The sequence below is a fragment of the Ruminococcus sp. AM26-12LB genome (assembly GCF_003480785.1).
Lineage (GTDB): Bacteria > Bacillota > Clostridia > Lachnospirales > Lachnospiraceae > Blautia_A > Blautia_A fusiformis.
In genome coordinates, this window is sequence record NZ_QUJX01000003.1 from 40,858 (window position 1) to 64,250 (window position 23,393).

The following is a 23,393-nucleotide window of genomic DNA, read 5'->3' on the forward strand; positions in this document are numbered from 1 at the left end:
TTTCATAAAATCAAAATAAATAATGAAATTGAGAAAACAAGAGAAAACAAGAGTATAAAAGAGATAAAATCAGAATAATATAGAAAAACCATATCTTAAAAGGGTTGCGAAAATATGTGAAATTCACTAATATAGCCATAGTGATTAGCACTCGTATAAAGTGAGTGCTAGCAGACGAAGATGGAACTTATAAAGGAGGAACATAGATCATGAAGTTAGTACCTTTAGGCGACAGAGTAGTATTAAAACAGGTTGAAGCAGAAGAGACAACAGCATCCGGAATCGTACTTCCGGGACAGGCACAGGAGAAACCACAGCAGGCAGAAGTTATCGCAGTTGGTCCTGGCGGAGTTGTAAATGGCAAAGAAGTAAAGATGGAAGTAGAAGTCGGAAACACTGTTATTTACTCCAAATATGCAGGAACAGAAGTTAAGATGGATGGTACGGATTACATCATTGTAAAACAGGAAGATATCCTGGCAGTTATTAAATAATATAAACATCTTATCGTATATCAATATAAATAGGAGGTCATTTTATCATGGCAAAAGAAATTAAATATGGCGCAGAAGCAAGAGCAGCACTTGAAGCTGGTGTAAATAAACTTGCAGATACAGTAAGAGTAACACTTGGACCGAAAGGAAGAAACGTAGTACTTGACAAATCTTTCGGTGCTCCGCTTATCACAAACGATGGTGTTTCCATCGCAAAAGAGATCGAGCTTGAGGACGGATTCGAGAACATGGGTGCTCAGATCATCAAGGAAGTTGCATCCAAGACAAACGATGTAGCAGGTGATGGTACTACAACAGCGACTGTACTTGCTCAGGCAATGGTTCATGAGGGAATGAAGAACCTGGCAGCAGGTGCCAACCCGATCATCCTCAGAAAAGGTATGAAAAAAGCAACAGATGTTGCAGTAGAAGCGATCAAGAACATGAGCCAGGCAATCAACGGCAAAGAGCAGATCGCTAACGTAGCAGCAATCTCTGCAAGTGATGAGCAGGTTGGACAGCTTGTTGCTGATGCTATGGAGAAAGTTTCCAAAGACGGTGTTATCACTGTTGAGGAGTCCAAGACCATGCATACAGAGCTTGACCTTGTAGAAGGTATGCAGTTTGACCGTGGATATATTTCCGCATACATGTCCACAGATATGGAGAAAATGGAGGCAACTCTTGATGATCCGTACATCCTGATCACAGACAAGAAGATCAGCAATATCCAGGAGATCCTTCCACTTCTTGAGCAGGTTGTTCAGGCCGGTGCGAAACTTCTCATCATCGCTGAGGATGTTGAGGGTGAGGCCCTTACAACTCTGATCGTCAACAAACTGAGAGGAACCTTCCAGGTAGTAGCTGTAAAAGCTCCTGGCTATGGTGACAGAAGAAAAGAGATGCTTCAGGATATCGCGATCCTGACAGGCGGACAGGTGATCTCCGATGAGCTTGGTCTTGACCTGAAAGAAGCTAAGATGGAGCAGCTTGGACGTGCAAAATCTGTTAAAGTTGCAAAAGAGAACACAGTTATCGTTGATGGTCTCGGTGACAAAGATGCCATTGCAAAACGTGTTGCACAGATCCGTGCGCAGATCGAGGAGACAAAATCCGAGTTCGATAAAGAGAAACTTCAGGAGAGACTTGCAAAACTGGCTGGCGGCGTAGCTGTTATCCGTGTAGGTGCTGCTACTGAGACAGAGATGAAAGAAGCAAAACTTCGTCTTGAGGATGCTCTTGCAGCAACAAGAGCAGCTGTTGAGGAAGGTATCATCGCAGGTGGCGGATCTGCTTACATCCATGCTTCCAAAGAGGTTGCAAAACTTGCAACAACACTTGAAGGAGATGAGAAGACAGGTGCTTATGTGATCCTGAAAGCTCTTGAGGCTCCGCTGTTCCACATCGCTGCAAACGCAGGACTGGAAGGCGCTGTTATTATCAACAAAGTAAGAGAGTCTGAGATCGGTACAGGCTTCGATGCTCTCAATGAGAAATACGTAAACATGGTTGAGAACGGAATCCTTGATCCGGCTAAGGTTACAAGAAGTGCTCTTCAGAATGCTACAAGTGTTGCATCTACACTCCTTACAACAGAGGCTGTAGTTTCCACAATCAAAGAAGATACTCCGGCTCCGGCTGCAAACCCGGGAATGGGAATGATGTAATTATCAGCTGAGCAGGTGAAATAATTAATTCACAAAATGAGAGGGCCTGCGCCATAGACGCGGCTCTCTTTTTGTGTTATAATCAAAAAGTCAGTAAATTACGAAAGGAAGAAACAAATGAGTGACTTATATTCAGAGCTTCTGGTAAAAAAGAAGCAGACAGCGAAAGATCTGGTTGTGAAATACGGTCTGATAGCGCTGACGGTGATCATGGTCCTGGGAGGCCTTGTGCTGAATGTACTTTTGCTGGTACCGGCTATTGCACTTGGTATTGCATGTTATTTTGTAATACCGAAGACAGATCTGGAGTACGAGTATCTGTTTGTTAACGGAGAACTGGACATTGATATGATCATGTCAAAATCAAAAAGGAAAAGAGTGAAATCGCTCCAGCTTGCGGAGGCAGACCTTGTGGCACCATTAAAGTCCCACAGAATGGACTATTATAATGGCAATCAGAAGATGAAAGAGTATGATTTTTCATCAGGAATTGAGGATCATAAACGCTATGCAATGATCATAAGAGACAGTGGAGAAACCTGCAAAGTGATCCTGGAACTGGATGACGCACTTGCAAATACCATGAAAAATTCTGCACCAAGTAAAGTTTTTTTGGATTGACATGAATCTTGTTTTTTGTTACACTAGTTCACAAATTTAAAATATCTTACACAAGGGAGGAAATGCAATGGGTACTATTATTGGTGAAGGCATTACGTTTGATGACGTCCTTCTGGTTCCGGCTTATTCTAAAGTGATTCCGAATCAGGTAGATGTTTCAACGTATTTAACCAAGAAAGTAAAGCTGAATATCCCCATGATGAGTGCGGGAATGGACACAGTTACAGAGCACAGAATGGCAATTGCCATGGCCAGACAGGGTGGTATCGGTATCATCCACAAGAATATGTCCATCGAAGCACAGGCAGAAGAGGTTGATAAGGTTAAACGTTCTGAGAACGGTGTTATTACAGATCCATTTTATCTTTCACCGGAGCATACACTGAAAGATGCCAATGATCTGATGGCGAAATACCGTATTTCCGGTGTTCCGATCACAGAAGGCAGAAAGCTTGTAGGTATTATCACAAACCGTGATCTTAAATTTGAGACAGATTTCAGCAGAAAGATCAAGGAGTGCATGACTTCTGAAGGACTGATCACAGCCAAGGAAGGAATCACACTTGAGGATGCCAAGAAGATCCTTGCGAAATCCCGTAAGGAGAAATTACCCATTGTAGATGACGACTTTAATTTAAAAGGACTCATTACCATCAAGGATATCGAGAAACAGATCAAATATCCGCTTGCAGCCAAGGATGCACAGGGACGTCTTCTCTGTGGTGCGGCAGTTGGTATCACAGCCAATGTACTTGCACGTGTAGATGCACTTGTGAAAGCGAATGTGGATGTAATCGTAATTGATTCCGCACATGGTCATTCTGAGAATATCTTAAAAGCAGTCCGCGAGATCAAGGCTGCATATCCGGAACTTCAGGTTATCGCAGGTAACGTTGCAACAGGAGCAGCTACCAAGGCACTGATCGAAGCTGGTGTAGATGCAGTTAAAGTTGGTATCGGACCTGGATCTATCTGTACCACACGTGTTGTTGCAGGTATCGGTGTACCGCAGGTTACTGCTGTTATGGATTGCTATGAAGTAGCCAACAGCTACGGAATCCCGATCATCGCAGATGGTGGAATCAAGTATTCCGGAGACATCACCAAGGCTATCGCGGCAGGCGCCAATGTCTGCATGATGGGCAGCATGTTTGCTGGATGCGATGAGAGCCCGGGAACATTCGAGCTCTATCAGGGAAGAAAATATAAAGTATACCGTGGAATGGGATCTATTGCAGCTATGGAGAACGGCAGCAAGGATCGTTACTTCCAGGAGAACGCCAAGAAGCTTGTTCCAGAAGGTGTTGAAGGACGTGTTGCATACAAAGGACACGTTGAGGATACCGTATTCCAGTTAATTGGCGGTTTAAGATCCGGTATGGGTTACTGCGGAGCAGAGAACATTGAGAAGCTGAAAACAACAGGCAGATTCATTAAGATCTCCGCTGCATCTCTCAAGGAGTCACATCCACATGACATCCATATCACAAAAGAGGCTCCAAACTACAGTGTAGATGAATAATAAAGGAAAAAAAGGTAAGACCGGTAAAAAGTCACCCAGGCCGTCCCATAGCGGGCGGCCTGTTTCCGTAAAGAAAACTTCCTCCGGGTCTTCCAGAAGAAAAAAGAAGTCTTTGAGAAAAAAGAACCCGATCAAGATCCTGCAGAGGATTGTGCTGATATGTATCATTGTGATCGTTGCTTTTGCTGCGTGTGCGTTAGGATACGCATTTTTTGAGATGCGCATGGAACAGAGTGAAACTCAGTCCGGACAGGAAGAAATATCCGGGAATGCCAGCGGAAATGGCGGACCGGAACAATGGCAGGCAGAAGGAGCACCTTTTATTGATGTGGAGCTTCTGACACCGAATTCCTATTCCAGACCACAGATTTCTATCGAACAGGTAAATTATATAGCCATTCATTATACGGCCAATCCGGGATCTACTGCCATATCCAACCGGAATTATTTTGAAAATCTTGCGACAACGCAGGACAACAAAGTCAGCAGTCATTTTGTGATAGGTTTGGAGGGAGAAGTGGTACAATGTATTCCCACTTCAGAAATATCCTATGCCACAAATTCCAGAAATGTAGATACCATATCCATTGAATGCTGCCATCCGGATGAAACAGGGCAGTTTAATACAGCAACCTATGATTCGGCGGTAAAGCTGACAGCGTGGCTTTGTACACGCTTTGGACTGACTTCGGATCAGGTGATCCGTCATTATGATGTCACAGGTAAAGACTGTCCGAAGTATTACGTGGAAAATCCCGATGCATGGATCCAGATGAAATCAGACATTGCAGCACAGATCCAGACAGATTATGCATTACAGGGGAAATAAAGTGTTATTGTTTATTTTGTGAGCAACAAGAAGTCTGGAAAAATAATTTCTGAAAATAGGGGCTTGAAAATTAAGAAGAAGTATTGTAGTATAACAGCAGAAGCTGCATGACTGGCGGAAAGTAGGATTACCTACAGGGAGTGCAGTGAAGTGAGAAGCCGACCGCCTGGGCAGCCTGATAAGGGGTGTCCAGGCGGTTTTTTGTTACCGTTCATATCCTGGGATAAGCCCCGGGCCTTACATTAGACAAGGAGGACTGTGAAAAATGACGACATTTTCACTTGAAAAAGAACTGAAAGAAAATTCCTATCCGGGAAGAGGAATTGTGATCGGACGTTCCGCTGACGGGAAACATGCAGTTACTGCATATTTTATTATGGGAAGAAGCGAGAACAGCAGAAACCGTATTTTTGTTGAGGATGGGGAAGGAATCCGTACACAGGCTTTTGATCCGTCCAAGCTTACAGACCCGAGCCTGATCATTTATGCACCGGTACGTGTCCTTGGAAATAAGACCATCGTAACAAACGGTGATCAGACAGATACGATCTATGAGGGAATGGACAGACAGCTCACCTTTGAACAGTCTCTCCGCAGCAGAGAGTTTGAGCCGGATGCGCCGAACTATACACCTCGTATTTCAGGTGTTCTTCATGTTGAAGACGGTAAATTCAATTATGCGATGTCTATTTTAAAGAGCAATAACGGAAATCCGGATTCCTGTCTTCGTTATACATTTGCCTATGAGAATGCGGCGGCAGGACAGGGACGTTTTATCCATACTTATAAATGCGATGGAAATCCACTTCCAAGTTTCGAGGGAGAGCCGAAGCTGGTAGAGATCCCAAGCGATATTGATGAGTTTACGGATCTCCTCTGGAAGAGCCTGAACCAGGATAATAAAGTTTCTCTCTTTGTTCGTTTTATTGACATTGAGACAGGAAAATATGAATCCAGGATCGTAAACAAGAATAAATAAGAAAATAGGGATATCACAGAGAACGGAGGAGCTTTTTCATGAAAGAATTACAGTTAAAATACGGATGTAACCCAAATCAGAAACCATCAAAGATCTATATGGCAGATGGAAGTGAGCTTCCGATCCAGGTACTCTCCGGAAGACCAGGATACATCAACTTCCTGGATGCCTTTAATGGCTGGCAGCTGGTACGTGACCTTAAGAAAGCAACCGGACTTCCGGCAGCAACTTCATTTAAGCATGTATCTCCGGCAGGTGCTTCCATCGGACTTCCGCTGAATGAGACACTGGCAAAGATCTACTGGGTAGGTGATATGGACTGGAAGAATTTTTCCCCGCTTGCATGTGCGTATGCAAGAGCAAGAGGTGCAGATCGTATGTCATCATTTGGTGATTTTATTTCTCTTTCTGATGTCTGCGACAAAGATACCGCAATGCTGATCAAGAGAGAGGTTTCTGATGGTGTGATCGCACCAGGATATACAGAGGAGGCTCTTGAAATTCTGAAGCAGAAGAAAAAAGGCAATTACAATGTGATCCAGATCGATGAAAACTATGTTCCAGAACCTTTGGAGCACAAACAGGTATTTGGAGTCACCTTTGAGCAGGGCCGCCAGGAGCTGGCAATTGATGATGCGCTGATCTCCAATATTGTAACAGAGAATAAAGAGCTTACGGAAGAAGCCAAGAGAGATATGAAGGTTTCTCTGATCATCCTGAAATATACACAGTCCAATTCTGTATGCTTTGTTAAGGACGGACAGGCTATCGGCGTTGGTGCAGGACAGCAGTCCCGTGTACATTGTACACGCCTTGCAGGTCAGAAGGCAGATAACTGGTATCTCCGTCAGTGTCCGAAAGTACTGGAGCTTCCGTTTAAAGACACGATCACACGTGCGGAGAGAGATAATGCCATTGATGTTTACATTGGTGAGGAATATATGGATGTCCTTGCAGATGGTGCATGGGAAAAGACATTCACAGAGAAGCCGGAAGTGTTCACAAAAGAAGAGAAGAGAGCATGGCTGGATGGTCTTACCGGCGTGACACTGGGATCCGATGCATTCTTCCCATTCAGTGATAATATCGAGCGCGCATATAAGAGCGGTGTAAAATATATTGCAGAGCCGGGTGGATCTGTACGTGATGACGCAGTTATCGATACATGTAATAAGTATGGAATGGTGATGGCATTTACAGGAATCCGCCTTTTCCACCACTAAAAGATGCATGCCTTGGCCATGATATGCAGCTGAAATAAAAGATAAAAAATATAAAGTCCCGAATCTGAATTTCTGGAAAAAAGAGATCAGACCCGGGACTTTTTGATCGAAAAAGGATAGTTTTAAAAATAAAAAAGAACTCTGAAAAACTCAGAGTTCTGAAGAGCGATAGACGGGGCTCGAACCCGCGGTCTCGACCTTGGCAAGGTCGCGCGTTACCAACTACGCCACTATCGCATATGTCTTATCGTTTCAAGTGTTTCCCTCAGCGACAAGACATATATTAGCATAGATTTTATATTCTGTCAAATGTTTTTTGGAATTTTTTTGAAATTATACACAACATATAAAGTTTATTCCAGACGTCTGAAATAGAACTTGTATATGACAATATTTCGGTGGTTTATGAGTTATTGTCTAAGTGGTAATAGCGCAAAACATGATCCGGATAGTATTGGTCACCATAGTCCCATGGACCGGCAGGATCATGAAGGGGATCATCTTCATCACGTTGTGTGCCGCCGCTTGCCATCTGAGCAAAGGCCTGAGCACTTTGGGCCGTCCACACAGTCTGACCGTTTTCTTCCAGATAAGCAAAATAGGAATCGGCTCCGAAATTGTATGCCTGCAGAGCCAGACGGATTTTGGAAAGATCAGTCGGACCGGTACAGACGGCCTTTTCCAGAGCATATTTCAGTTCCTGGATGCCACAGGAAATAGAGTAAGAAGGATCTGTGATACCATTGGGCTGCTGAGGATATCTGGTGTTGTAGGCTCCTTCTGAGGACTGCATGGGATCGGTACCCTGTCCGGAGCTTTCCTGCATCATCACAGCCAGGATCAGGTCTACATAGTCGGACATATCATATTGTGCTGCTTCGCTGGAAACCTCATCGCGATAAGCTTCACAGGCTGCATTGATCTGATGGGTTTCCTTCTGCCTGCCGGAAAATTTGGAAAAACGCAGAAGGATACAGCCCACGATCAGCAGAAAAAGACATGTCAGAAAGATCTTCTGCCTTCGCACCTGCTGTACACGGAGTTTGTGGCGCTGTTTTTTAGTAAGGGTTGGTTTCTTGTGTTTTGTATTCATATAAGTATTGTATCCGTTACGGATAGATTTGACCAGTTAAAAAATATGATCTTTTTGTTAAAAATTTCTGAAGACTGTCCTGTGAAATTGCAAAATATGATCTGATATGCTATGATAGTCGGGACAAACCGTAGAATGCCGGAAGAAAGGAGGCAAGATTTCATGCGAAAAAAGCTTCTGGCAATTATTTTATGTGCTTCTATGCTTTTCCCTGCATCCGTATCAGCAGAGGTACTGGGATATGAAGCAACACTGGATACATATACAAAGGAGAAAAAAACACCTCAGCAGTTTCAGATCGATGATGGGGCGGGAAATACAGTAAATGTTTTGGCGAAGAGTGATACGCTTTATGTTACAGCGAAAAATACGGAAATCCGGTCCAATCCGGGAGACAGTGGTACAGAGCTGCGTTCTGTGATCCTGGGAACGAAACTTGAAAGAATTGCAGTCTGTGACAATGGCTGGAGCAAGGTGACCTTCCAAAAGAAAGGTGAGGACAAGATCATCGGTTATGTTTCGGACAGCGTGCTCAGTGATACGGAGATCGTAAATAAATTTACAGATACAGTTACAGCGGCACAGGACAGTGATATCCTGGATTATCCCGGCAAGAAGGACGGAGAGGTTGTAGGAGAGGTCCTTCAGGATGATGAGCTGAAAAGAACAGGTACGGTAGATGCTATCTGGAGCAGGATCGTTTACACAGATGACAGTGGTTCAGATCACGTCGGCTATATTCCGACCAGCTGCCTGGAAGGTTATCAGGCTACGGAAGTGGCCAAGGCAGAGCAGGAAAAGAATACAAAAGCAGGATCCCTTACTAAGAGTTCCGGGGAGGGCGTTTTTGCGGATGCGGTAGATGGTGTAACTTCCACAGGTGGTTCCGGAAGTACCGCATCTGGCGTACAGATCGGAACGCCGGTATCAGTATCTTCTGACGCGACACTGAAACCACTGGGAACATTCCGGATCACGCATTATTGTCCGTGCAGCATCTGTTGCGGACCATGGGCGAATGGAATTACTTCCACAGGAGTAACGGCCACTACCAACCGTACGATCGCAGTGGATCCGAGTCAGATCCCATACGGTTCCAAAGTAGTGATCAATGGACAGGTTTATGTTGCAGAGGACTGCGGAGGAGCGATCCGGACCAATTGCATTGATGTATATGTGGCAACACACTCCGAAGCAGAGCAGAAGGGCGTGTTTTATACAGAAGTTTATTTGCTTCAGTGATCAGAAAAAGACTGCTGTAGATTCCACAAGGGATTTGCAGCAGTTTTTTGTATAAAAAAACTCTGACCAGCAGAGGCTATTCTGCGATCAGAGTAAAAAAATAATGCCCAGAGCCGGAATCGAACCAGCGACACGAGGATTTTCAGTCCTCTGCTCTACCAACTGAGCTATCTGGGCATGTCTCTTTCGAGTACTTTGTTACTTTAACACATTTATGTAGAGAATGCAAGGAAAAAATAAAAAAAGCAGATGTTTTTCTGAAAAATCTGATTTTCAAAAAAACATCTGCAATATTATGGCTACAGATTTATCTGGCAGCAAGATAGATTTTTTCCATATCTTTCATGTTCAGCTGTTTGAACACACCGATGGTACGGGTGTCTTCAAAGCTGCATTTAAACGCCAGATCATGAATCTCCTTTTCTGTAAGATCAAGACCAAGCTCATGAAGGCTGGTAGGCATCTGGATGGAACGGAAATAGTCTTCCATGGCTTCTATGCCGGCAAGAGCAGTTTTGTTGAAGTCGGTACTGCAGGGAATGTCAAAGATATTGACTGCAAACTGGGCAAAGCGTTCCGGATTTGCATCATAAACGTAACGTGCCCAGCTTCCCCACAAAGCGGCAAGACCGGCTCCGTGAGCCACATCGTAGGTGCCGCCCAGTTCATGCTCCAGCTGGTGACAGGCCCAGTCACCACCGCCGGTTCCGCAGCCGGTAAGTCCATTGTGGGAAAGACTGCCGGCCCACATGATCTCTGCCCGTGCAGTATAATTATCCGTCTCCTTCATCAGGATCCGGGAGTTATAGATCACGGTCTGCATCAGAGATTCGCTGATACTGTCGGTGATCTCCATGGTTTCGATATTTACAAAGTACCGTTCCATAGTATGCATCAGGATATCCACACAGCCGCTTTCGGTCTGATATTGCGGCAGGGTATAGGTGAGGCGGGGATTTAAAATAGCAAAACGTGGGCGGCACAGATCGTTGCGGGCACTACTTCGTTTCAGCCAGCCCTCTTCATTGGTGATCACACAGGATCCGCTCATTTCACTTCCGGAAGCTGCGATCGTCAGGATAACGCCTACAGGAAGACAGGCTTTTGGGGTTTCGGTGCGGAGAAAAAAGTTCCATACATCTGTATCCGGATTGGCAAGTCCATAGCCGATGGCCTTGCAGGAATCAATAACGCTGCCACCGCCAACAGCCAAAAGAAAATCAACCTGTTCTTTGCGGCAAAGCTCAATACCCTCACGTACCTTGGAGAGACGGGGATTGGGAACCACACCGCCAAGAGTGACATAGGAAATTCCAGCTTCATCCAGAGAAGATCGGATCTCATCGATCAGACCGGAGCTTACTGCACTGTGGCTGCCATAATGGATCAGTACTTTGTTGCAGTTCTGCTCTTTTAGAACAGTGCCGATCTTAAGGTGTGTATCTTTTCCGAAAATAACCCGGGTAGGGGTAAAATATTCAAAATTTCTCATAGAGATTAGGCTCCTTTTTATGATTCATGATCTATTGATAAATATAAGGAATCTGTTTCCTTACAGGTCAAGCAGATATTTATGATCCCGCAGGGGTATCATCTTGATTCATTTAATTGGTTTAAAGTCGTTATAATAATAGCATAGAAGAGAAACAGACGCAAATAAAAGCTATTGAAAAAAAGGTGTAATTTTGGGGGAATGTGATATAATGACTTCTGTGAAGGAAAAGTGACCTGATCACAGAAACAGACCAATGCGAAGCGTATATTATAGAACAGATCCAAACGAAGAAGAAAGCAGGTGTCTGAAATGGAGAATATCATTATCATAGGAGCAGGTCCGGCCGGGATCTCGGCAGCACTTTATGCGGCAAGAGGAAATATGGATCCGCTGATCATAAATACAGGGATCGGTTCACTGGAAAAAGCGGAGAAGATCGAGAACTATTACGGACTGGAGCAGCCGCTGTCCGGCAGAGAGCTTTTCGAAAGAGGTCTTGCCCAGGCAAGAGCACTTGGAGTACGGATCCTGGATGCCCAGGTTGTGGGAATGGGTGGTTTTGATACTTTTGAGGTGAAAACTACCGCAGGAGATTTTGAGGCACGCAGCGTGATTCTGGCAACCGGAAGCAGGAGAGCTTCTGCCAGGATTCCGGGAGTAAAGGAATTTGAGGGAAAAGGTGTCAGCTACTGCGCAGTATGTGACGCATTTTTTTACAGAGGAAAAGAAGTGGCAGTGCTTGGAAACAGTGATTTTGCTCTTCATGAAGCAGAAGAACTTTCTCATACCGCTTCCCGTGTGACGATCTTTACAGATGGAAAGAAACCGGAATTTTCAAGAGAAAATCCGCTTCCGGTTAACACCATGAAGATCCAGGCGATCGAAGGAGATGAGCGTGTTTCCGGCATCCGCCTGAAAAGTGATGTGTCCATGCAGGAAGCAGGTACCGGAGCAGATTCTTTTGTGCCGGCAGAGGGAGTCTTTGTAGCACTTGGTACAGCCGGAAGCTCGGAGATGGCCCGCCAGATCGGAGCAGAACTGAATGAAAAGGGAAATATCCGGGTCAATGAAGAGATGGAGACTACAGTTCCGGGACTGTATGCAGCAGGTGATTGCACCGGTGGACTTCTCCAGGTGGCAAAAGCTGTTCATGACGGTGCCCAGGCAGGACTTTCCGCCTGTCAGTATGTGCGGAAGCTTCTGAAGGCGTAAGCATAAGCTGATACTAAAAATAAATACAGGATCAAGGAGGAATTTTATCATGGCAAAAGTTTTTACAACAGACAATTTTGAAACTGAGGTATTAAAGGCAGAAAAGCCGGTACTGGTAGATTTTTGGGCAACCTGGTGCGGACCATGCAGACGTCAGGCTCCGGTCGTGGAAGAGCTTGCAGAAGCCGGATATGAGGTTGGCAAGGTTGACGTAGACAAAGAGCCATCATTGGCACAGCAGTACAAGATCATGAGTATCCCCACACTGCTGGTATTCAAAGAAGGAAAAGAGACCGCACGTTTTGTGGGACTGACATCAAAGACAGAGCTTGAGGCAGCGCTTCAGTAACCAAAACAGAAAACAGAAAAAACAGATACAGCTCTGGGAACCGAAATGGTTTCCGGAGCATTGTTGGTTTACTGAAAATTTTAGACAAGGGTTAATAAAAATATGGATGAGAAAATAATAAAAAAGAATGCAGTGCCTGTGATCGCGGCAATGATCACAGCGCTGGCCTTTTCTTTTACGGGCCTTCCAATGGATGGAAATACTTCTGTAGAAAAAATGAGCGATGTTTATAATGGATTGGGATGCATGAGCTTGCTTGCATGGATCCTGCTTCTTATTTTATACGTGAAAGGATGGGAGGGCTACCGGAAATACAGAAACTGGCAGGCACATGTTTTGGCAGTGATCTTTTCGGCGGGAATGCTTCTTGGAACTTCTTATTTTACAAATGGAAGCTGGGATTTTCTGTTTGGCGCAAAGAAACAGATCCTGATCTCAGCCGGATGCTTTATAGGATTTTATATTATCTGTGATATGGGAATCACTTATTTCTGGAGGATTCCTGAGATGGAGTTTTTCCGAAAGGCCTGCGGGCGTATCCCGGCCAGAGAGGAAGAAGTAATGTGGTTCCGCCTGGCAAAGATATCTATGATCATTGGATGGACACCGTTTATCCTGGCATTTCTCCCAGGTTCGATCCCGGCAGATGGATTTCGGCAGCTGGATGTATTTTTGGGAGCTATGCCGCTGGACAATCATCATCCATGGGTCCTGTCGATGATCATGGGTGGACTGCTGACACTTGGAAAAACTATCTGGTGTTATAATTTTGGAGTATTTTTGATCGTCATTGTGTTTACTTCTGTGGAAATCTGGTGTTACAGTGCGGTAGTCCGCTATCTGTACAGATGGAAGGCTCCAAAATGGATACTTTTTGGTACTGTTCTGCTGTTTGCATTTGTTCCCATATTTGGAAGCTATGCCCAGGCAGTGATCAAAGACGGATTGTATACGGCAGTCATTACTTTGTATTTTGCAGTGTATATAGATATTTGTCATTCCTTTTCCAAGAGAAAGGCAGTATATTTATTTCTTCTGGGAATCAGTGTTTGTCTTACCCGAAATAATGGCATTCATCTGGTCCTGCCTTCTTTGATCCTTTTGTTTTTCTTCCTGGTAAAGGGTGCGAGGAAATATGCATTTATTGTGGCTGTCTGTGTTTTTGCCTGCTATCTGGGCGTAGAAAAGGGGGCAGCACCTGCCCTTGGCGTGGCACCTGGATCCCGATGTGAAATGCTTTCGGTACCGTTTCAGCAGACTGCCCGATATCTGAGAGAATATCCGGATGATGTAACCGCAAGTGAGAAGAAAGCGATCAACAGGATCCTGGATTATGATGTTCTTGCCGAGAAGTATAATCCGGAACTGTCGGATCCTGTGAAAATTACATTCAGGTTCAGAGATGATGATAATGATCCTAAATTGGATGGATACATGAAAGATTATTTTAAAGCCTGGTTTGCCATGTTCCGTCGTCATCCGGGAGTATATATCCAGGCGACATTGAATAATATCTACAGTTATAATGATCCGTTCCATATGGGAAGAGGACAGCAGGGCGTGTACCGGTTTTACATAGATAAACTGTATCAGAAAAAATCCGGGATCGATGTCAGCTATGTGGGCCCAAAAAAGATCCAGTATCTATTCAGGCTTTATGATGAATTATGGATGCGTGCACCTGGGCTGGGACTTATCTTAAGTGCAGGAACGTATACCTGGCTTACTCTGTTGCTGATGGGGTATCTTCTGGTGAAGAAGCAATGGAAAAAACTTCTGATCTTTGCCATACCGGTGCTGAATATACTGATATGTCTTGTGTCTCCTGTAAATGGGATGATCCGTTATATGTGGCCAGTAATGACTATTATGCCGATGCTGTTCTGGTGGATCCTGCAGCCGGCACCTAAAACATCTTCAAATTAAAAAGTATTCATCATTTCATAAAGACGTCTTTTATCCAGAATACGGATCGATCCCCGTGAGATCTGGATAGAGCCGTCTTTATTCATTTTTTTAAGGCTGCGGCTGACAGCTTCTCTGGCACTTCCGATGGAGCGGGCGATGGCTTCCTGTGTGAGAGCGAGCTCATCGGAACCGGTATCTGCAGCTTCATCCAGAAGAAAGGCTGCGATTCTCTGAGTCAGGGTCATAAAAAATGTCCGTTCGATTCCTGCGATCACATCTGAGAAATGTTCAGTTGTCCGTTTGTAGATGAAATTTTCCAGATAGATATTGTTTTTCATCAGCCGGGAAAAAGGAACTGCCGGAAGCAGAAGCAGATCACAGTCTGTTTCTGCATCGATCTGTACATCAAATGTAATGGCAGAAAGCATGCAGGAGGCGGAAAGAGTGCAGATGTCACTGTCCCTTAAACGGTACAGGGTTGCCTCTTTTCCCTGAGCGGACAGTAGATAAACACGGAGAACTCCCTTCAGAAGAAAAAGAGTTCCCAGGCACTGGCGCTCTTCAGACTGTATGGCAGCACCTGCCGGGTAATGAAGCTCGCGAATGTTATCAAGAAGAAAATTCCGATCTTCTTCCGTCATATGTTCCCAGAAGGGAAACGCCTGAAAATAATTCAGACAGCTGTTTCGATCCATAAAAAGATTACTCCTTTATAAAAATATATAGTACTCATTTTAACGCTGTTTGGATGGAAATACAACAAAAACGGCATTTTTGCGGCAGGAGGGAAATCCCTGTTTTTCTATTTACATCCGGTGGCGGGAACGTTATAATCATAAAGCGAAAAGGATCAACAGAGAAATAATGAAAACTGCCGGGGAAAGAAATTATCCGACAGAAGTTAGGAGAATATAAAATTTGAAAATCTTACTTGCAGCATGCAATGCAAAATATATCCATTCCAATCTTGCGGTATATAACCTGAAATCCTGTTCCGGAGAATACAGCTCCAGGGTTGTGGTCAAAGAGTATACGATCAATCAGATCAGGGATGACATTTTAAAAGATATTTATCTGGAGCAGCCGGATGTGGTCTGCTTTTCCTGCTATATCTGGAATATTTCTTTTGTCAGGGAGCTGGTGCCGGATCTTAAGAAAATCCTTCCACAGGTGGAGTTTTGGGCAGGAGGCCCGGAGGTATCCTACGATGCGGTGGAATTTCTGAAAAAGAATCCTGCGTTTTTTGGAGTGATGGTGGGAGAAGGAGAGGAAACCTTCCATGAACTGGCAGGTTATTATATAGAAAGAAAACCGGAAACTTTGAGCGGGATCCGCGGAGTGGCTTTTCGTGATGAAAACAAAGGCAGGGATATTGTACACACGGGCTGGCGGGAATTGATGGATTTAAGTAAAGTTCCGTTTGCATACAGCAATCTTACAGAGTTTAAAAACCGCATTATTTATTATGAGAGCAGCAGGGGATGCCCCTTTTCCTGCAGTTACTGCCTTTCTTCCATAGATAAGAAGCTTCGGTTCCGTGATATTGAGCTTGTAAAAAAGGAATTGCAGTTTTTTATTGATAATAAAGTTCCTCAGGTCAAATTTGTGGATCGTACCTTCAACTGCAAGCATGACCATGCCATGGAGATCTGGAGGTATATTACGGAGAATGATAACGGGATCACCAATTTTCATTTTGAGATTTCAGCAGATCTTCTCCGTGCGGAGGAGCTGGCGCTGATGAAAACCATGCGTCCGGGCCTGATCCAGCTGGAGATTGGTGTACAGTCCACCAATCCTCAGACCATCAAAGCCATTCGGAGAACCATGGATTTTGAAAAGCTGAAAAGGATTGTAGAGCAGATCCACAGCTTTGGAAATATCCACCAGCATCTGGATCTGATCGCAGGACTTCCCTATGAGGGATACGACAGCTTCCACAAGTCCTTCTGCGATGTTTACGCACTGCGTCCGGAACAGTTTCAGCTTGGTTTTCTGAAGGTGCTGAAGGGATCATACATGATGGAAATGACAGGGGAATATCAGATTCTTTACAAGGATCGGGAACCCTATGAGGTACTTTCCACAGCCTGGCTGACCTACGGGGAGATTTTAAGGCTGAAAATGGTGGAAAGTATGGTGGAAGTGTATTATAATAGTGGGCAGTTCAAAAATACCCTTGTATTTCTGGAGAAGTATTTTGACGATCCTTTCCGGATGTATGAGGCACTTGGCAGATTTTATGAGAAAAAAGGATACTCGGAGATCTCTCATTCCAGGATGAGGCGCTATGAGATCCTTATGGAGTTTGCCGGAGAACAGAAAGAGATTCCGTCGGAAGCACTTTCCGATGTAATGCTCCTGGATCTTTATCTTCGAGAGAATTTAAAGAGCAGACCATCCTTTGCTTCAGACCAGAAGCCGTATGAGCGGCTGATCTGGGATTACCGGAAAGCGAAAAAAATCCCGAAAACCGCCCATATCGAGGTGTTCCGGGATGGAAAGAAGCTTCTTTTTGATTATACAGACAGGGATCCTTTGACCAACAATGCGCAATTAACGGATATTACAGATGAGGTGAATGATAATTATGGGAATGTTTGATCCGAAAAAAAGAAAAGTGATCACAGCGATCATCGCAGTTATTCTGGTACTGGCAATGGTAGTTCCGACTGTGCTTTCGCTTATCATTTATTAAGGCGGCAGTTATGAAACTTGGAAAAAAAGCACTGGAGGCGCTTCAGGCAGAGATAGACGGACGGCTTATGCCGGGAGACGAGCTGATCGTGGCAGGTCCTGTGGCAGCAGAAGGAACTGCATGGATCACAAAGAATTATTATGACAGGCTGCGGGAGTTTTTTGCAGAACGGTTTCTCGAGGATGCTGTAAAGCTTCCTGAGGTTTACGGAACAGGAACAGAGAATGATAAAATTTGGAAAATGGCGGAAGAGTCCGGAGCCAGTGCCCGATATCGGATGGGAGAAGGCGGCTTTCTTGCTGCCCTCTGGAAAATGGCGGAGGCATCCGGAGTAGGTCTTAGTGCAGATCTTCGAAGTGTGCCCATCCGACAGGAAACCATAGAGATCTGTGAGATCCTTGATGTGAATCCGTACAAGCTGCTTTCCGGCGGAAGTATTCTTATGGGAATCCATGGCGGTGATGCGTTTGTGCAGCAGTTGCGGCGAGAGGGGATCATGGCAGCAGTGATCGGGCAGACCGATTCCGGAAATAACAGGCTTCTTTACAGCGGCGGAAATGCCAGATATCTGGAACGCCCGGCAGAAGATGAGACCAAAAAGCTTGGCTTTTTGATCTCATGAGCAAGCAGCGAAGCGGATTGCGAATGCATATTTTGTATATTTAATGCTATGTAGAAAAGAGGAAAAAAATAAATGGGAGTTTTGAATATTGTGCTCCATGAGCCGGAAATTCCGGCAAATACAGGAAATATCGGCAGAACCTGTGTGGCAACAGGAACCAGGCTGCATCTGATTGAACCGCTTGGTTTTCGCCTGAATGAAAAGGCCATCAAGCGTGCAGGTATGGATTATTGGGAACATCTGGATGTGACCAGATATCTGGACTATGAGGATTTTCTCAAAAAGAATCCGGGAGCAAAGATTTATTATGCAACCACCAAGGCACCTCAGACTTATACAGATGTGCAGTATGAGGATGACTGTTTCATTATGTTTGGCAAGGAGAGTGCGGGAATCCCGGAGGATATCCTGGTAAACAATCAGGAAACCTGCGTGCGGATCCCGATGATCGGAGATATCCGTTCCCTGAATTTAAGCAATTCAGTTGCCATTGTGCTTTATGAGGCGCTGCGACAGCATAATTTTACGCATATGAATCTGGAAGGCCATCTGAGAAATTACGACTGGAAATAAGCCTGCAAAGAGTAAATAAAAACCTCTGATCCGGAAATACTGTAGGAGATATTGAGAGATATTTCTTTTACAGCCTTCCGGATCAGAGGTTTTTTGATGTTTTATTTTGCTTTTTCCAGTGTAAAGATAAATTCTGTTCCAACACCTACGGTGCTGATCACATTGATATTCTGCTTATGAGCGTTGATGATCTCTTTTACAATGGCAAGGCCAAGCCCGGTACCCTTGCGGTCTTTTCCACGGGAGGCATCGATCTTATAGAAACGATCCCAGATCCTGGAAAGACTTTCCTTTGGAATTCCGCTTCCATGGTCTTTGACTGAGACAAAAACCTTGCCATGATTGACCGTGGTTTCCAGTGTGATAGAAGAATTGTCGCTGCTGAATTTTACTGCATTGTCCAATAAATTGTATAGTACCTGCTGGATCTGTTCCATATCTGCACGGACAAAAAGCTCTTTTCCCGCAAGGAGGAGCTCCAGACGGATGTTTCGTTCCGAACAGGTTCCCTCAAAGGTGGCGGCTGTGGTACGGATCGTTTCATTGATATCAAAACGCCGCATATGCATCATACGCTTTTTGACATCCAGTTCGTTTAAGGTAAGGAGACTTCGGGTAAGCTTTTCCAGACGGGTGGATTCAAAAGCAATGACTTTCAGATAACGTTCCTGCATTTCCGGTGGGATGGTACCGTCCAGCATGGCTTCCACATAGCCTTTGATGGAGGTCAGAGGCGAGCGGAAATCATGGGACACATTGGAAATGAATTGTCGTTGATACTCTCCGTTTTTGTTCAGCTTGTCTGCCATGTAATTCAGGGAGTGGGAAAGATATCCCATCTCATCTTCAGAATCTACGGGGATCGTGTAGGTAAGATTTCCGTTGGCAAATTCCAGGGCACCCTTTAAGATTTCTTTCAGAGGTTTGTGGACCCTGTAAAAATAGATCAGAAGAAAACTGAAAAACAGTGCATAGATCACAATAAAGATCAGGATCATAACCTCTACGATATTGCTGCGGCTTTCGTAGAGGTTTTTCATAGGGTAGTGGATCACCAGATAACCAGTCACCAGATCCGTATCTTTTATGGGAACGACTGTGCTTAGCTGTGTGGTTTTTAATGTCCCGTAAAACGTACCGGAGGAATAGCAGGTATCTTCGTAATCTTCCGGTCGGAAGTTCCTGACGGTGATATCACCGGAATCAGAGGACTGCTGGTTTGTGTTTATCAGAACGTTCCCATCTGTATCCATAACCCAGAAATCTGCATTTTGAAAGGCTGCTGCAGAGGAAAGAGCCAGGGTGAGGGATTCGTTTTTGGGGTTTTTTACAGCCTGACGAAGTTCATTTTTGGAAACCAGCTGGCTGGCAGTGCGGTAAAGGGACTCTCCGGTAGAGCGCTCCAGCCTTTTTTCTACCAGGTAGGAGCCACCGGAGGAAAGTAGCAGAAAGCAGATTCCGCCCAGCATAAAGTACAGGATCAGCAGTTTAGTATAAAGATGCTGTTTCATGAATCCTTTACCTCAAATTTGTAACCGATCCCCCAGACTGTGGAAAGAGCCCAGTTTGGGTTATCCTTGATCTTCTCACGTAGACGTTTGATGTGAACGTCTACGGTTCTGGTATCGCCAATGTATTCATAGCCCCAGATGTGATCCAGAAGCTGTTCTCTTGTGAAAACCTGATTGGGAGAAGCTGCCAGGAAATAGAGAAGCTCCAGCTCCTTTGGCGGCATATCGATCTGGTGTCCCATATAAGTTACAGAATAGTTGGTCAGGTTGATCACCAGATCCGGATAGGAAACACATTTTTCCTTTGGCGCGGTAGACGGAGATTTTACATGAAATCTGCGCAGTACCGCACGGACACGTGCCACCAGCTCTTTGGAGTCAAAAGGCTTGATGATGTAATCATCCGCTCCAAGTTCCAGTCCCAGGACTTTGTCAAAGGTTTCTCCCTTGGCGGAAAGCATAATGATCGGTATATCGGAGGTGTGACGGATCTCACGGCATACCTGGTATCCGTCAATGCCCGGAAGCATGAGATCCAGAAGGATCAGATCCGGGTGAAAAATATGGAACTGCTTCAGGGCTTCCTCGCCGTCATTTACGATCTTAGTCTCAAAGCATTCTTTTGTGAGATAGAGAGCAACCAGCTCTGCAATGTTGTTGTCATCGTCAACAATGAGGATTTTCTGTTTTGTAGCCATGGCTTCAGCTCCTTTTTATTTCTTGAATTCTACAATGGTCACGCCGGCATCGCCTTCTCCGAATTCGCCGAGACGGAAGGAAGCTACGTGTTTTTGGCGCTTCAGGTAATTGTGGACACCTTTGCGGAGGGCACCGGTACCTTTTCCGTGAACGATACGGACGGATTTCATGTGTGCGATATAGGCGTCATCCAGATATTTATCCAGCTCTGCAACTGCCTCATCTACGGTTTTTCCCAGAAGATTGATCTCTGTGGAAATGCTGGCTGCCTTGGACATACGGATCTTTCCGGCGCCGGTACGCTGCATGGACGGAGTGGTGATCACCGGCTCGTCCACAAGCTCCAGATCGGAGATATGAACCTTGGAACGGATGATACCCATCTGCACAAAGAGATATCCTCTGGAATCCGGATGACTGGAAACTGTTCCTTTCAGATTCAGGCTGAGCACCTTTACGGTATCGCCAAGAGAAAGATCGGATGGCTTCAGCTGTTTCTTTGGCTTTTGCTTCTGCTGCCTGGAAGACATTCCATTTTCGGCTTTTGACATACGTTTTTTCAGGTTCTGGCGTTCTTTTTCCACGGAAGCGGTATCTACGTGATCCTTCTGGAATTTATGGAAAAGCTTCATGGTCTGATCTGCGTATTCCTTGGTATCGCGGAGAATCGCATGTGCCTGTTCATTGGCTTCTCTGAGAATCCGCTCTTTACGTTCATCCAGTTTTTCTTCTTTTTCCTGAAGGGATTTTTTCAGCTCTTCTACCTGCTCTTTGTAACGGGCAATTTCAGCACGCTCGTTTTCGATGGTGACACGGCTCTGCTCCAGGGATGTCAGAACATCTTCGAAAGATTCATCCTGCTCGCTGATCTGTTCCTTTGCTTTGTCGATGATGAAATCCGGAAGCCCCAGCTTGGAAGAAATGGCAAATGCGTTACTTTTTCCCGGAACACCGATCAGAAGGCGGTAGGTCGGACGTAAGGTTTCTACATCGAATTCACAGCAGGCATTTTCCACACCTGGAGTGGAGAGGGCATAGATCTTCAGTTCGCTGTAATGGGTGGTTGCCATGGTACGGATACCCTGCTCGTGAAGATGTGACAGGATCGCAATGGCAAGAGCGGCACCCTCTGTAGGGTCCGTACCTGCACCAAGCTCATCGAAGAGGACCAGGGAATCCTGATCTGCGGATTTCAGGAAGGAAACCACGTTTGTCATATGAGAGGAGAAGGTACTTAAGGACTGTTCAATGCTCTGCTCATCTCCGATATCAGCATAAACCTCGCGGAAAAGTGCAAGTTCGGAACGATCCAGCGCCGGGATATGGAGACCCGACTGTCCCATCATGGTAAGAAGACCTACGGTTTTCAGAGAAACAGTTTTACCACCGGTGTTTGGTCCGGTGACAACCAGGAGGTCAAAATCATCCCCGAGACGGATGTCAATAGGAACGGCTTTTTTCTTATCGATCAGTGGATGACGGGCCTGGCGAAGCCGGATCCGGCCTTCTGTGTTGAAAACAGGTTCACTGGCGTTCATGTCCATGGCAAGTGCGGCACGGGCAAAAATAAAGTCCAGCTGTACCATGATGGAAAGATCTGCGTGAATAGCCTCCAGCTCAGCAGCTACCTGCTGGCTTAAGGATGCAAGGATCACTTCGATCTCTTTCTGCTCTTTCAGCTCCAGCTCGCGGATGTCGTTGTTCAGCTTGACAACAGCCATAGGCTCAATGAAAAGAGTGGAACCTGTGGCAGACTGGTCGTGGATCATACCGGGAACCTGGCCTTTATATTCAGCTTTTACCGGGATACAGTAGCGGCCGTCGCGCATGGTGATAACGGAATCCTGAAGATAATTCCTGGCACTTCCTGCAACCAGAGAAGAAAGCTGGGTGTGTATCCGGTCATTGGTGGCCTTGATGCTGCGGCGGATCTGGCGGAGCGTGCTGCTGGCATCGTCACTGATCTCATCCTCGGAAAGGATACAGCGGCGGATCTCTGTGCTGAGTGGTGTCAGAGGTTCCAGTGCCGCAAACATTCCGTCAAGGGAATCGGTCATTCCGTCATCACGGTCACTTCTGGAATAGGCCTTTACACGACCGGTATTCTCAAGAAGACTGCAGACAGAAAGCAGCTCCGGTGCATTCAGGGCGCTGCCAACAGTAAGACGTTTTAATGTGCCGCGGATGTCCTTGACGCTGCCGAAGGAAATGCCGCCTTTTTTGAACAGGCGTGCAAGGGCATCGTGTGTCTGCAGCTGCATGGCCCGGATCTCTTCAATGTCTGTGGAAGGGGTAAGCTTCCGACAGAGATCCTTTCCCATGGGGGAGGATGCCTTGTCTGTGAGCAGATCTATGATTTTATAGTATTCAAGTGCTTTGTATGCTTTTTTGTTCATTGTTGCTATAGTTACTCCTTTTTGTTACTTCTGTTACTTCTGTGCTTTTCTGCGTAACACAGGATATGCAAAAAAACACTTCGTTTCCTATTTTACATGATTTCCATAGCAAAGGAAAGTAAAATGTGTTATGATACTGAATAAAGCCCGGAAGTAAGTGGAAACTGTGCAAAAATGCCAGAAAGCCCGGACCGGGATGCGGCCAAAGATCATAAAGAAAGTCTGGCTATGAATGCAAAGTGTGAAGCGGATGTGTTCGT

20 protein-coding genes, 2 tRNA genes and 1 riboswitch are annotated in these 23,393 nt (G+C 45.3%); of the genes, 14 read left to right on the forward strand and 8 right to left on the reverse strand.

The annotated features are described in order from the left end of the window. The first annotated feature begins 209 nt into the window (after positions 1–209). The 7 genes from groES to DW694_RS02485 all read left to right on the forward strand — a co-directional run bounded on the left by groES (position 210) and on the right by DW694_RS02485 (position 7,335). Complete coding sequence (gene groES / locus DW694_RS02455; RefSeq protein WP_021651813.1) at positions 210–494, forward strand: co-chaperone GroES; 285 nt, start codon at positions 210–212, stop codon at positions 492–494. A gap of 47 nt (positions 495–541) precedes the next feature. Beyond that, positions 542–2,161, forward strand: a complete 1,620-nt coding sequence (gene groL / locus DW694_RS02460) for a chaperonin GroEL (RefSeq protein ID WP_021975898.1) — start codon at positions 542–544, stop codon at positions 2,159–2,161. Positions 2,162–2,278: 117 nt separating this feature from the next. Then, positions 2,279–2,782, forward strand: a complete 504-nt coding sequence (locus DW694_RS02465) for a DUF6106 family protein (RefSeq protein ID WP_021975899.1) — start codon at positions 2,279–2,281, stop codon at positions 2,780–2,782. A gap of 67 nt (positions 2,783–2,849) precedes the next feature. Continuing rightward, positions 2,850–4,304, forward strand: a complete 1,455-nt coding sequence (guaB, locus tag DW694_RS02470) for an IMP dehydrogenase (protein ID WP_021975900.1) — start codon at positions 2,850–2,852, stop codon at positions 4,302–4,304. Between the two features lie 112 nt (positions 4,305–4,416). Further along, entirely contained in the window at positions 4,417–5,133 is a 717-nt protein-coding gene (locus DW694_RS02475; protein WP_044961668.1) for a peptidoglycan recognition family protein, read from the forward strand. 97 nt (positions 5,134–5,230) lie between these two features. Continuing rightward, positions 5,231–5,312: riboswitch (ZMP/ZTP riboswitch) on the forward strand. A gap of 86 nt (positions 5,313–5,398) precedes the next feature. Next, positions 5,399–6,112 (forward strand): IMP cyclohydrolase, encoded by a 714-nt coding sequence (locus DW694_RS02480; RefSeq protein WP_015524355.1) that lies wholly within the window; start codon positions 5,399–5,401, stop codon positions 6,110–6,112. Positions 6,113–6,150: 38 nt separating this feature from the next. Continuing rightward, complete coding sequence (locus DW694_RS02485; protein ID WP_110103451.1) at positions 6,151–7,335, forward strand: phosphoribosylaminoimidazolecarboxamide formyltransferase; 1,185 nt, start codon at positions 6,151–6,153, stop codon at positions 7,333–7,335. Positions 7,336–7,499: 164 nt separating this feature from the next. Here the strand turns inward: DW694_RS02485 and DW694_RS02490 are convergent. Beyond that, a tRNA-Gly gene (locus tag DW694_RS02490) sits at positions 7,500–7,572 on the reverse strand. Positions 7,573–7,738: 166 nt separating this feature from the next. Then, positions 7,739–8,428 (reverse strand): lysozyme family protein, encoded by a 690-nt coding sequence (locus tag DW694_RS02495; RefSeq protein WP_044961647.1) that lies wholly within the window; start codon positions 8,426–8,428, stop codon positions 7,739–7,741. Between the two features lie 162 nt (positions 8,429–8,590). Between DW694_RS02495 and DW694_RS02500 the strand changes: the two genes are divergently transcribed. After that, a complete protein-coding gene (locus DW694_RS02500) occupies positions 8,591–9,670 on the forward strand; it encodes a 3D domain-containing protein (RefSeq protein WP_044961645.1) in 1,080 nt (359 codons plus the stop codon). Between the two features lie 104 nt (positions 9,671–9,774). Here the strand turns inward: DW694_RS02500 and DW694_RS02505 are convergent. Together DW694_RS02505 and DW694_RS02510 are read right to left on the reverse strand one after the other, a co-directional pair. After that, positions 9,775–9,847: transfer RNA gene (locus DW694_RS02505), tRNA-Phe, on the reverse strand. A gap of 130 nt (positions 9,848–9,977) precedes the next feature. Next, a complete protein-coding gene (locus DW694_RS02510; RefSeq protein WP_118752498.1) occupies positions 9,978–11,162 on the reverse strand; it encodes an iron-containing alcohol dehydrogenase in 1,185 nt (394 codons plus the stop codon). Positions 11,163–11,474: 312 nt separating this feature from the next. Here DW694_RS02510 and DW694_RS02515 point away from each other — a divergent pair, with 312 nt between their 5' ends. The 3 genes from DW694_RS02515 to DW694_RS02525 all read left to right on the forward strand — a co-directional run bounded on the left by DW694_RS02515 (position 11,475) and on the right by DW694_RS02525 (position 14,652). Next, positions 11,475–12,377, forward strand: coding sequence for an FAD-dependent oxidoreductase (locus DW694_RS02515; RefSeq protein ID WP_021651805.1), 903 nt, complete (start codon positions 11,475–11,477; stop codon positions 12,375–12,377). A 49-nt stretch (positions 12,378–12,426) separates the two neighbouring features. Next, positions 12,427–12,726, forward strand: coding sequence for a thioredoxin (gene trxA, locus DW694_RS02520; protein ID WP_021651804.1), 300 nt, complete (start codon positions 12,427–12,429; stop codon positions 12,724–12,726). A gap of 102 nt (positions 12,727–12,828) precedes the next feature. Beyond that, entirely contained in the window at positions 12,829–14,652 is a 1,824-nt protein-coding gene (locus tag DW694_RS02525; protein WP_118752499.1) for a DUF6020 family protein, read from the forward strand. Here DW694_RS02525 and DW694_RS02530 read toward each other — a convergent pair. Beyond that, the gene (locus DW694_RS02530; protein ID WP_021651802.1) at positions 14,649–15,329 is read right to left on the reverse strand and encodes a Crp/Fnr family transcriptional regulator; all 681 of its coding nucleotides are present in this window, start codon (positions 15,327–15,329) and stop codon (positions 14,649–14,651) included. The genes DW694_RS02525 and DW694_RS02530 overlap by 4 nt on opposite strands. 223 nt (positions 15,330–15,552) lie before the next feature. Here DW694_RS02530 and DW694_RS02535 point away from each other — a divergent pair, with 223 nt between their 5' ends. From DW694_RS02535 to trmL, 3 genes are all read left to right on the forward strand, one after another. Then, complete coding sequence (locus tag DW694_RS02535) at positions 15,553–17,238, forward strand: B12-binding domain-containing radical SAM protein (RefSeq protein ID WP_118752500.1); 1,686 nt, start codon at positions 15,553–15,555, stop codon at positions 17,236–17,238. A gap of 104 nt (positions 17,239–17,342) precedes the next feature. After that, a complete protein-coding gene (locus tag DW694_RS02540; protein ID WP_243874182.1) occupies positions 17,343–17,954 on the forward strand; it encodes an AIR synthase-related protein in 612 nt (203 codons plus the stop codon). 72 nt (positions 17,955–18,026) lie between these two features. Then, positions 18,027–18,527: a tRNA (uridine(34)/cytosine(34)/5-carboxymethylaminomethyluridine(34)-2'-O)-methyltransferase TrmL gene (gene trmL, locus DW694_RS02545; protein ID WP_015524365.1), complete on the forward strand. Its 501-nt coding sequence runs from the start codon at positions 18,027–18,029 to the stop codon at positions 18,525–18,527. Positions 18,528–18,628: 101 nt separating this feature from the next. Here trmL and DW694_RS02550 read toward each other — a convergent pair whose 3' ends face one another. The 3 genes from DW694_RS02550 to DW694_RS02560 are packed head-to-tail and all read right to left on the reverse strand — an operon-like array spanning position 18,629 to position 23,133. Beyond that, positions 18,629–20,038, reverse strand: a complete 1,410-nt coding sequence (locus DW694_RS02550; RefSeq protein WP_118752501.1) for a HAMP domain-containing sensor histidine kinase — start codon at positions 20,036–20,038, stop codon at positions 18,629–18,631. Next, positions 20,035–20,736, reverse strand: a complete 702-nt coding sequence (locus tag DW694_RS02555) for a response regulator transcription factor (RefSeq protein WP_114001719.1) — start codon at positions 20,734–20,736, stop codon at positions 20,035–20,037. The genes DW694_RS02550 and DW694_RS02555 overlap by 4 nt, the downstream gene beginning before the upstream one ends. Before the next feature lie 15 nt (positions 20,737–20,751). Beyond that, positions 20,752–23,133: an endonuclease MutS2 gene (locus tag DW694_RS02560; protein ID WP_015524368.1), complete on the reverse strand. Its 2,382-nt coding sequence runs from the start codon at positions 23,131–23,133 to the stop codon at positions 20,752–20,754. Between the last annotated feature and the right edge of the window lie 260 nt (positions 23,134–23,393).

What these genes read in the sequence shown, in the direction of transcription:
- groES (WP_021651813.1), top strand. Translation starts at nt 210, where the DNA reads ATGAAGTTAGTACCTTTAGGCGACAGAGTAGTATTAAAACAGGTTGAA.
- groL (WP_021975898.1), top strand. Translation starts at nt 542, where the DNA reads ATGGCAAAAGAAATTAAATATGGCGCAGAAGCAAGAGCAGCACTTGAA.
- DW694_RS02465 (WP_021975899.1), top strand. Translation starts at nt 2,279, where the DNA reads ATGAGTGACTTATATTCAGAGCTTCTGGTAAAAAAGAAGCAGACAGCG.
- guaB (WP_021975900.1), top strand. Translation starts at nt 2,850, where the DNA reads ATGGGTACTATTATTGGTGAAGGCATTACGTTTGATGACGTCCTTCTG.
- DW694_RS02480 (WP_015524355.1), top strand. Translation starts at nt 5,399, where the DNA reads ATGACGACATTTTCACTTGAAAAAGAACTGAAAGAAAATTCCTATCCG.
- DW694_RS02485 (WP_110103451.1), top strand. Translation starts at nt 6,151, where the DNA reads ATGAAAGAATTACAGTTAAAATACGGATGTAACCCAAATCAGAAACCA.
- DW694_RS02495 (WP_044961647.1), bottom strand. Translation starts at nt 8,428, where the DNA reads ATGAATACAAAACACAAGAAACCAACCCTTACTAAAAAACAGCGCCAC.
- DW694_RS02500 (WP_044961645.1), top strand. Translation starts at nt 8,591, where the DNA reads ATGCGAAAAAAGCTTCTGGCAATTATTTTATGTGCTTCTATGCTTTTC.
- DW694_RS02510 (WP_118752498.1), bottom strand. Translation starts at nt 11,162, where the DNA reads ATGAGAAATTTTGAATATTTTACCCCTACCCGGGTTATTTTCGGAAAA.
- DW694_RS02515 (WP_021651805.1), top strand. Translation starts at nt 11,475, where the DNA reads ATGGAGAATATCATTATCATAGGAGCAGGTCCGGCCGGGATCTCGGCA.
- trxA (WP_021651804.1), top strand. Translation starts at nt 12,427, where the DNA reads ATGGCAAAAGTTTTTACAACAGACAATTTTGAAACTGAGGTATTAAAG.
- DW694_RS02525 (WP_118752499.1), top strand. Translation starts at nt 12,829, where the DNA reads ATGGATGAGAAAATAATAAAAAAGAATGCAGTGCCTGTGATCGCGGCA.
- DW694_RS02530 (WP_021651802.1), bottom strand. Translation starts at nt 15,329, where the DNA reads ATGGATCGAAACAGCTGTCTGAATTATTTTCAGGCGTTTCCCTTCTGG.
- DW694_RS02540 (WP_243874182.1), top strand. Translation starts at nt 17,343, where the DNA reads ATGAAACTTGGAAAAAAAGCACTGGAGGCGCTTCAGGCAGAGATAGAC.
- trmL (WP_015524365.1), top strand. Translation starts at nt 18,027, where the DNA reads ATGGGAGTTTTGAATATTGTGCTCCATGAGCCGGAAATTCCGGCAAAT.
- DW694_RS02550 (WP_118752501.1), bottom strand. Translation starts at nt 20,038, where the DNA reads ATGAAACAGCATCTTTATACTAAACTGCTGATCCTGTACTTTATGCTG.
- DW694_RS02555 (WP_114001719.1), bottom strand. Translation starts at nt 20,736, where the DNA reads ATGGCTACAAAACAGAAAATCCTCATTGTTGACGATGACAACAACATT.
- DW694_RS02560 (WP_015524368.1), bottom strand. Translation starts at nt 23,133, where the DNA reads ATGAACAAAAAAGCATACAAAGCACTTGAATACTATAAAATCATAGAT.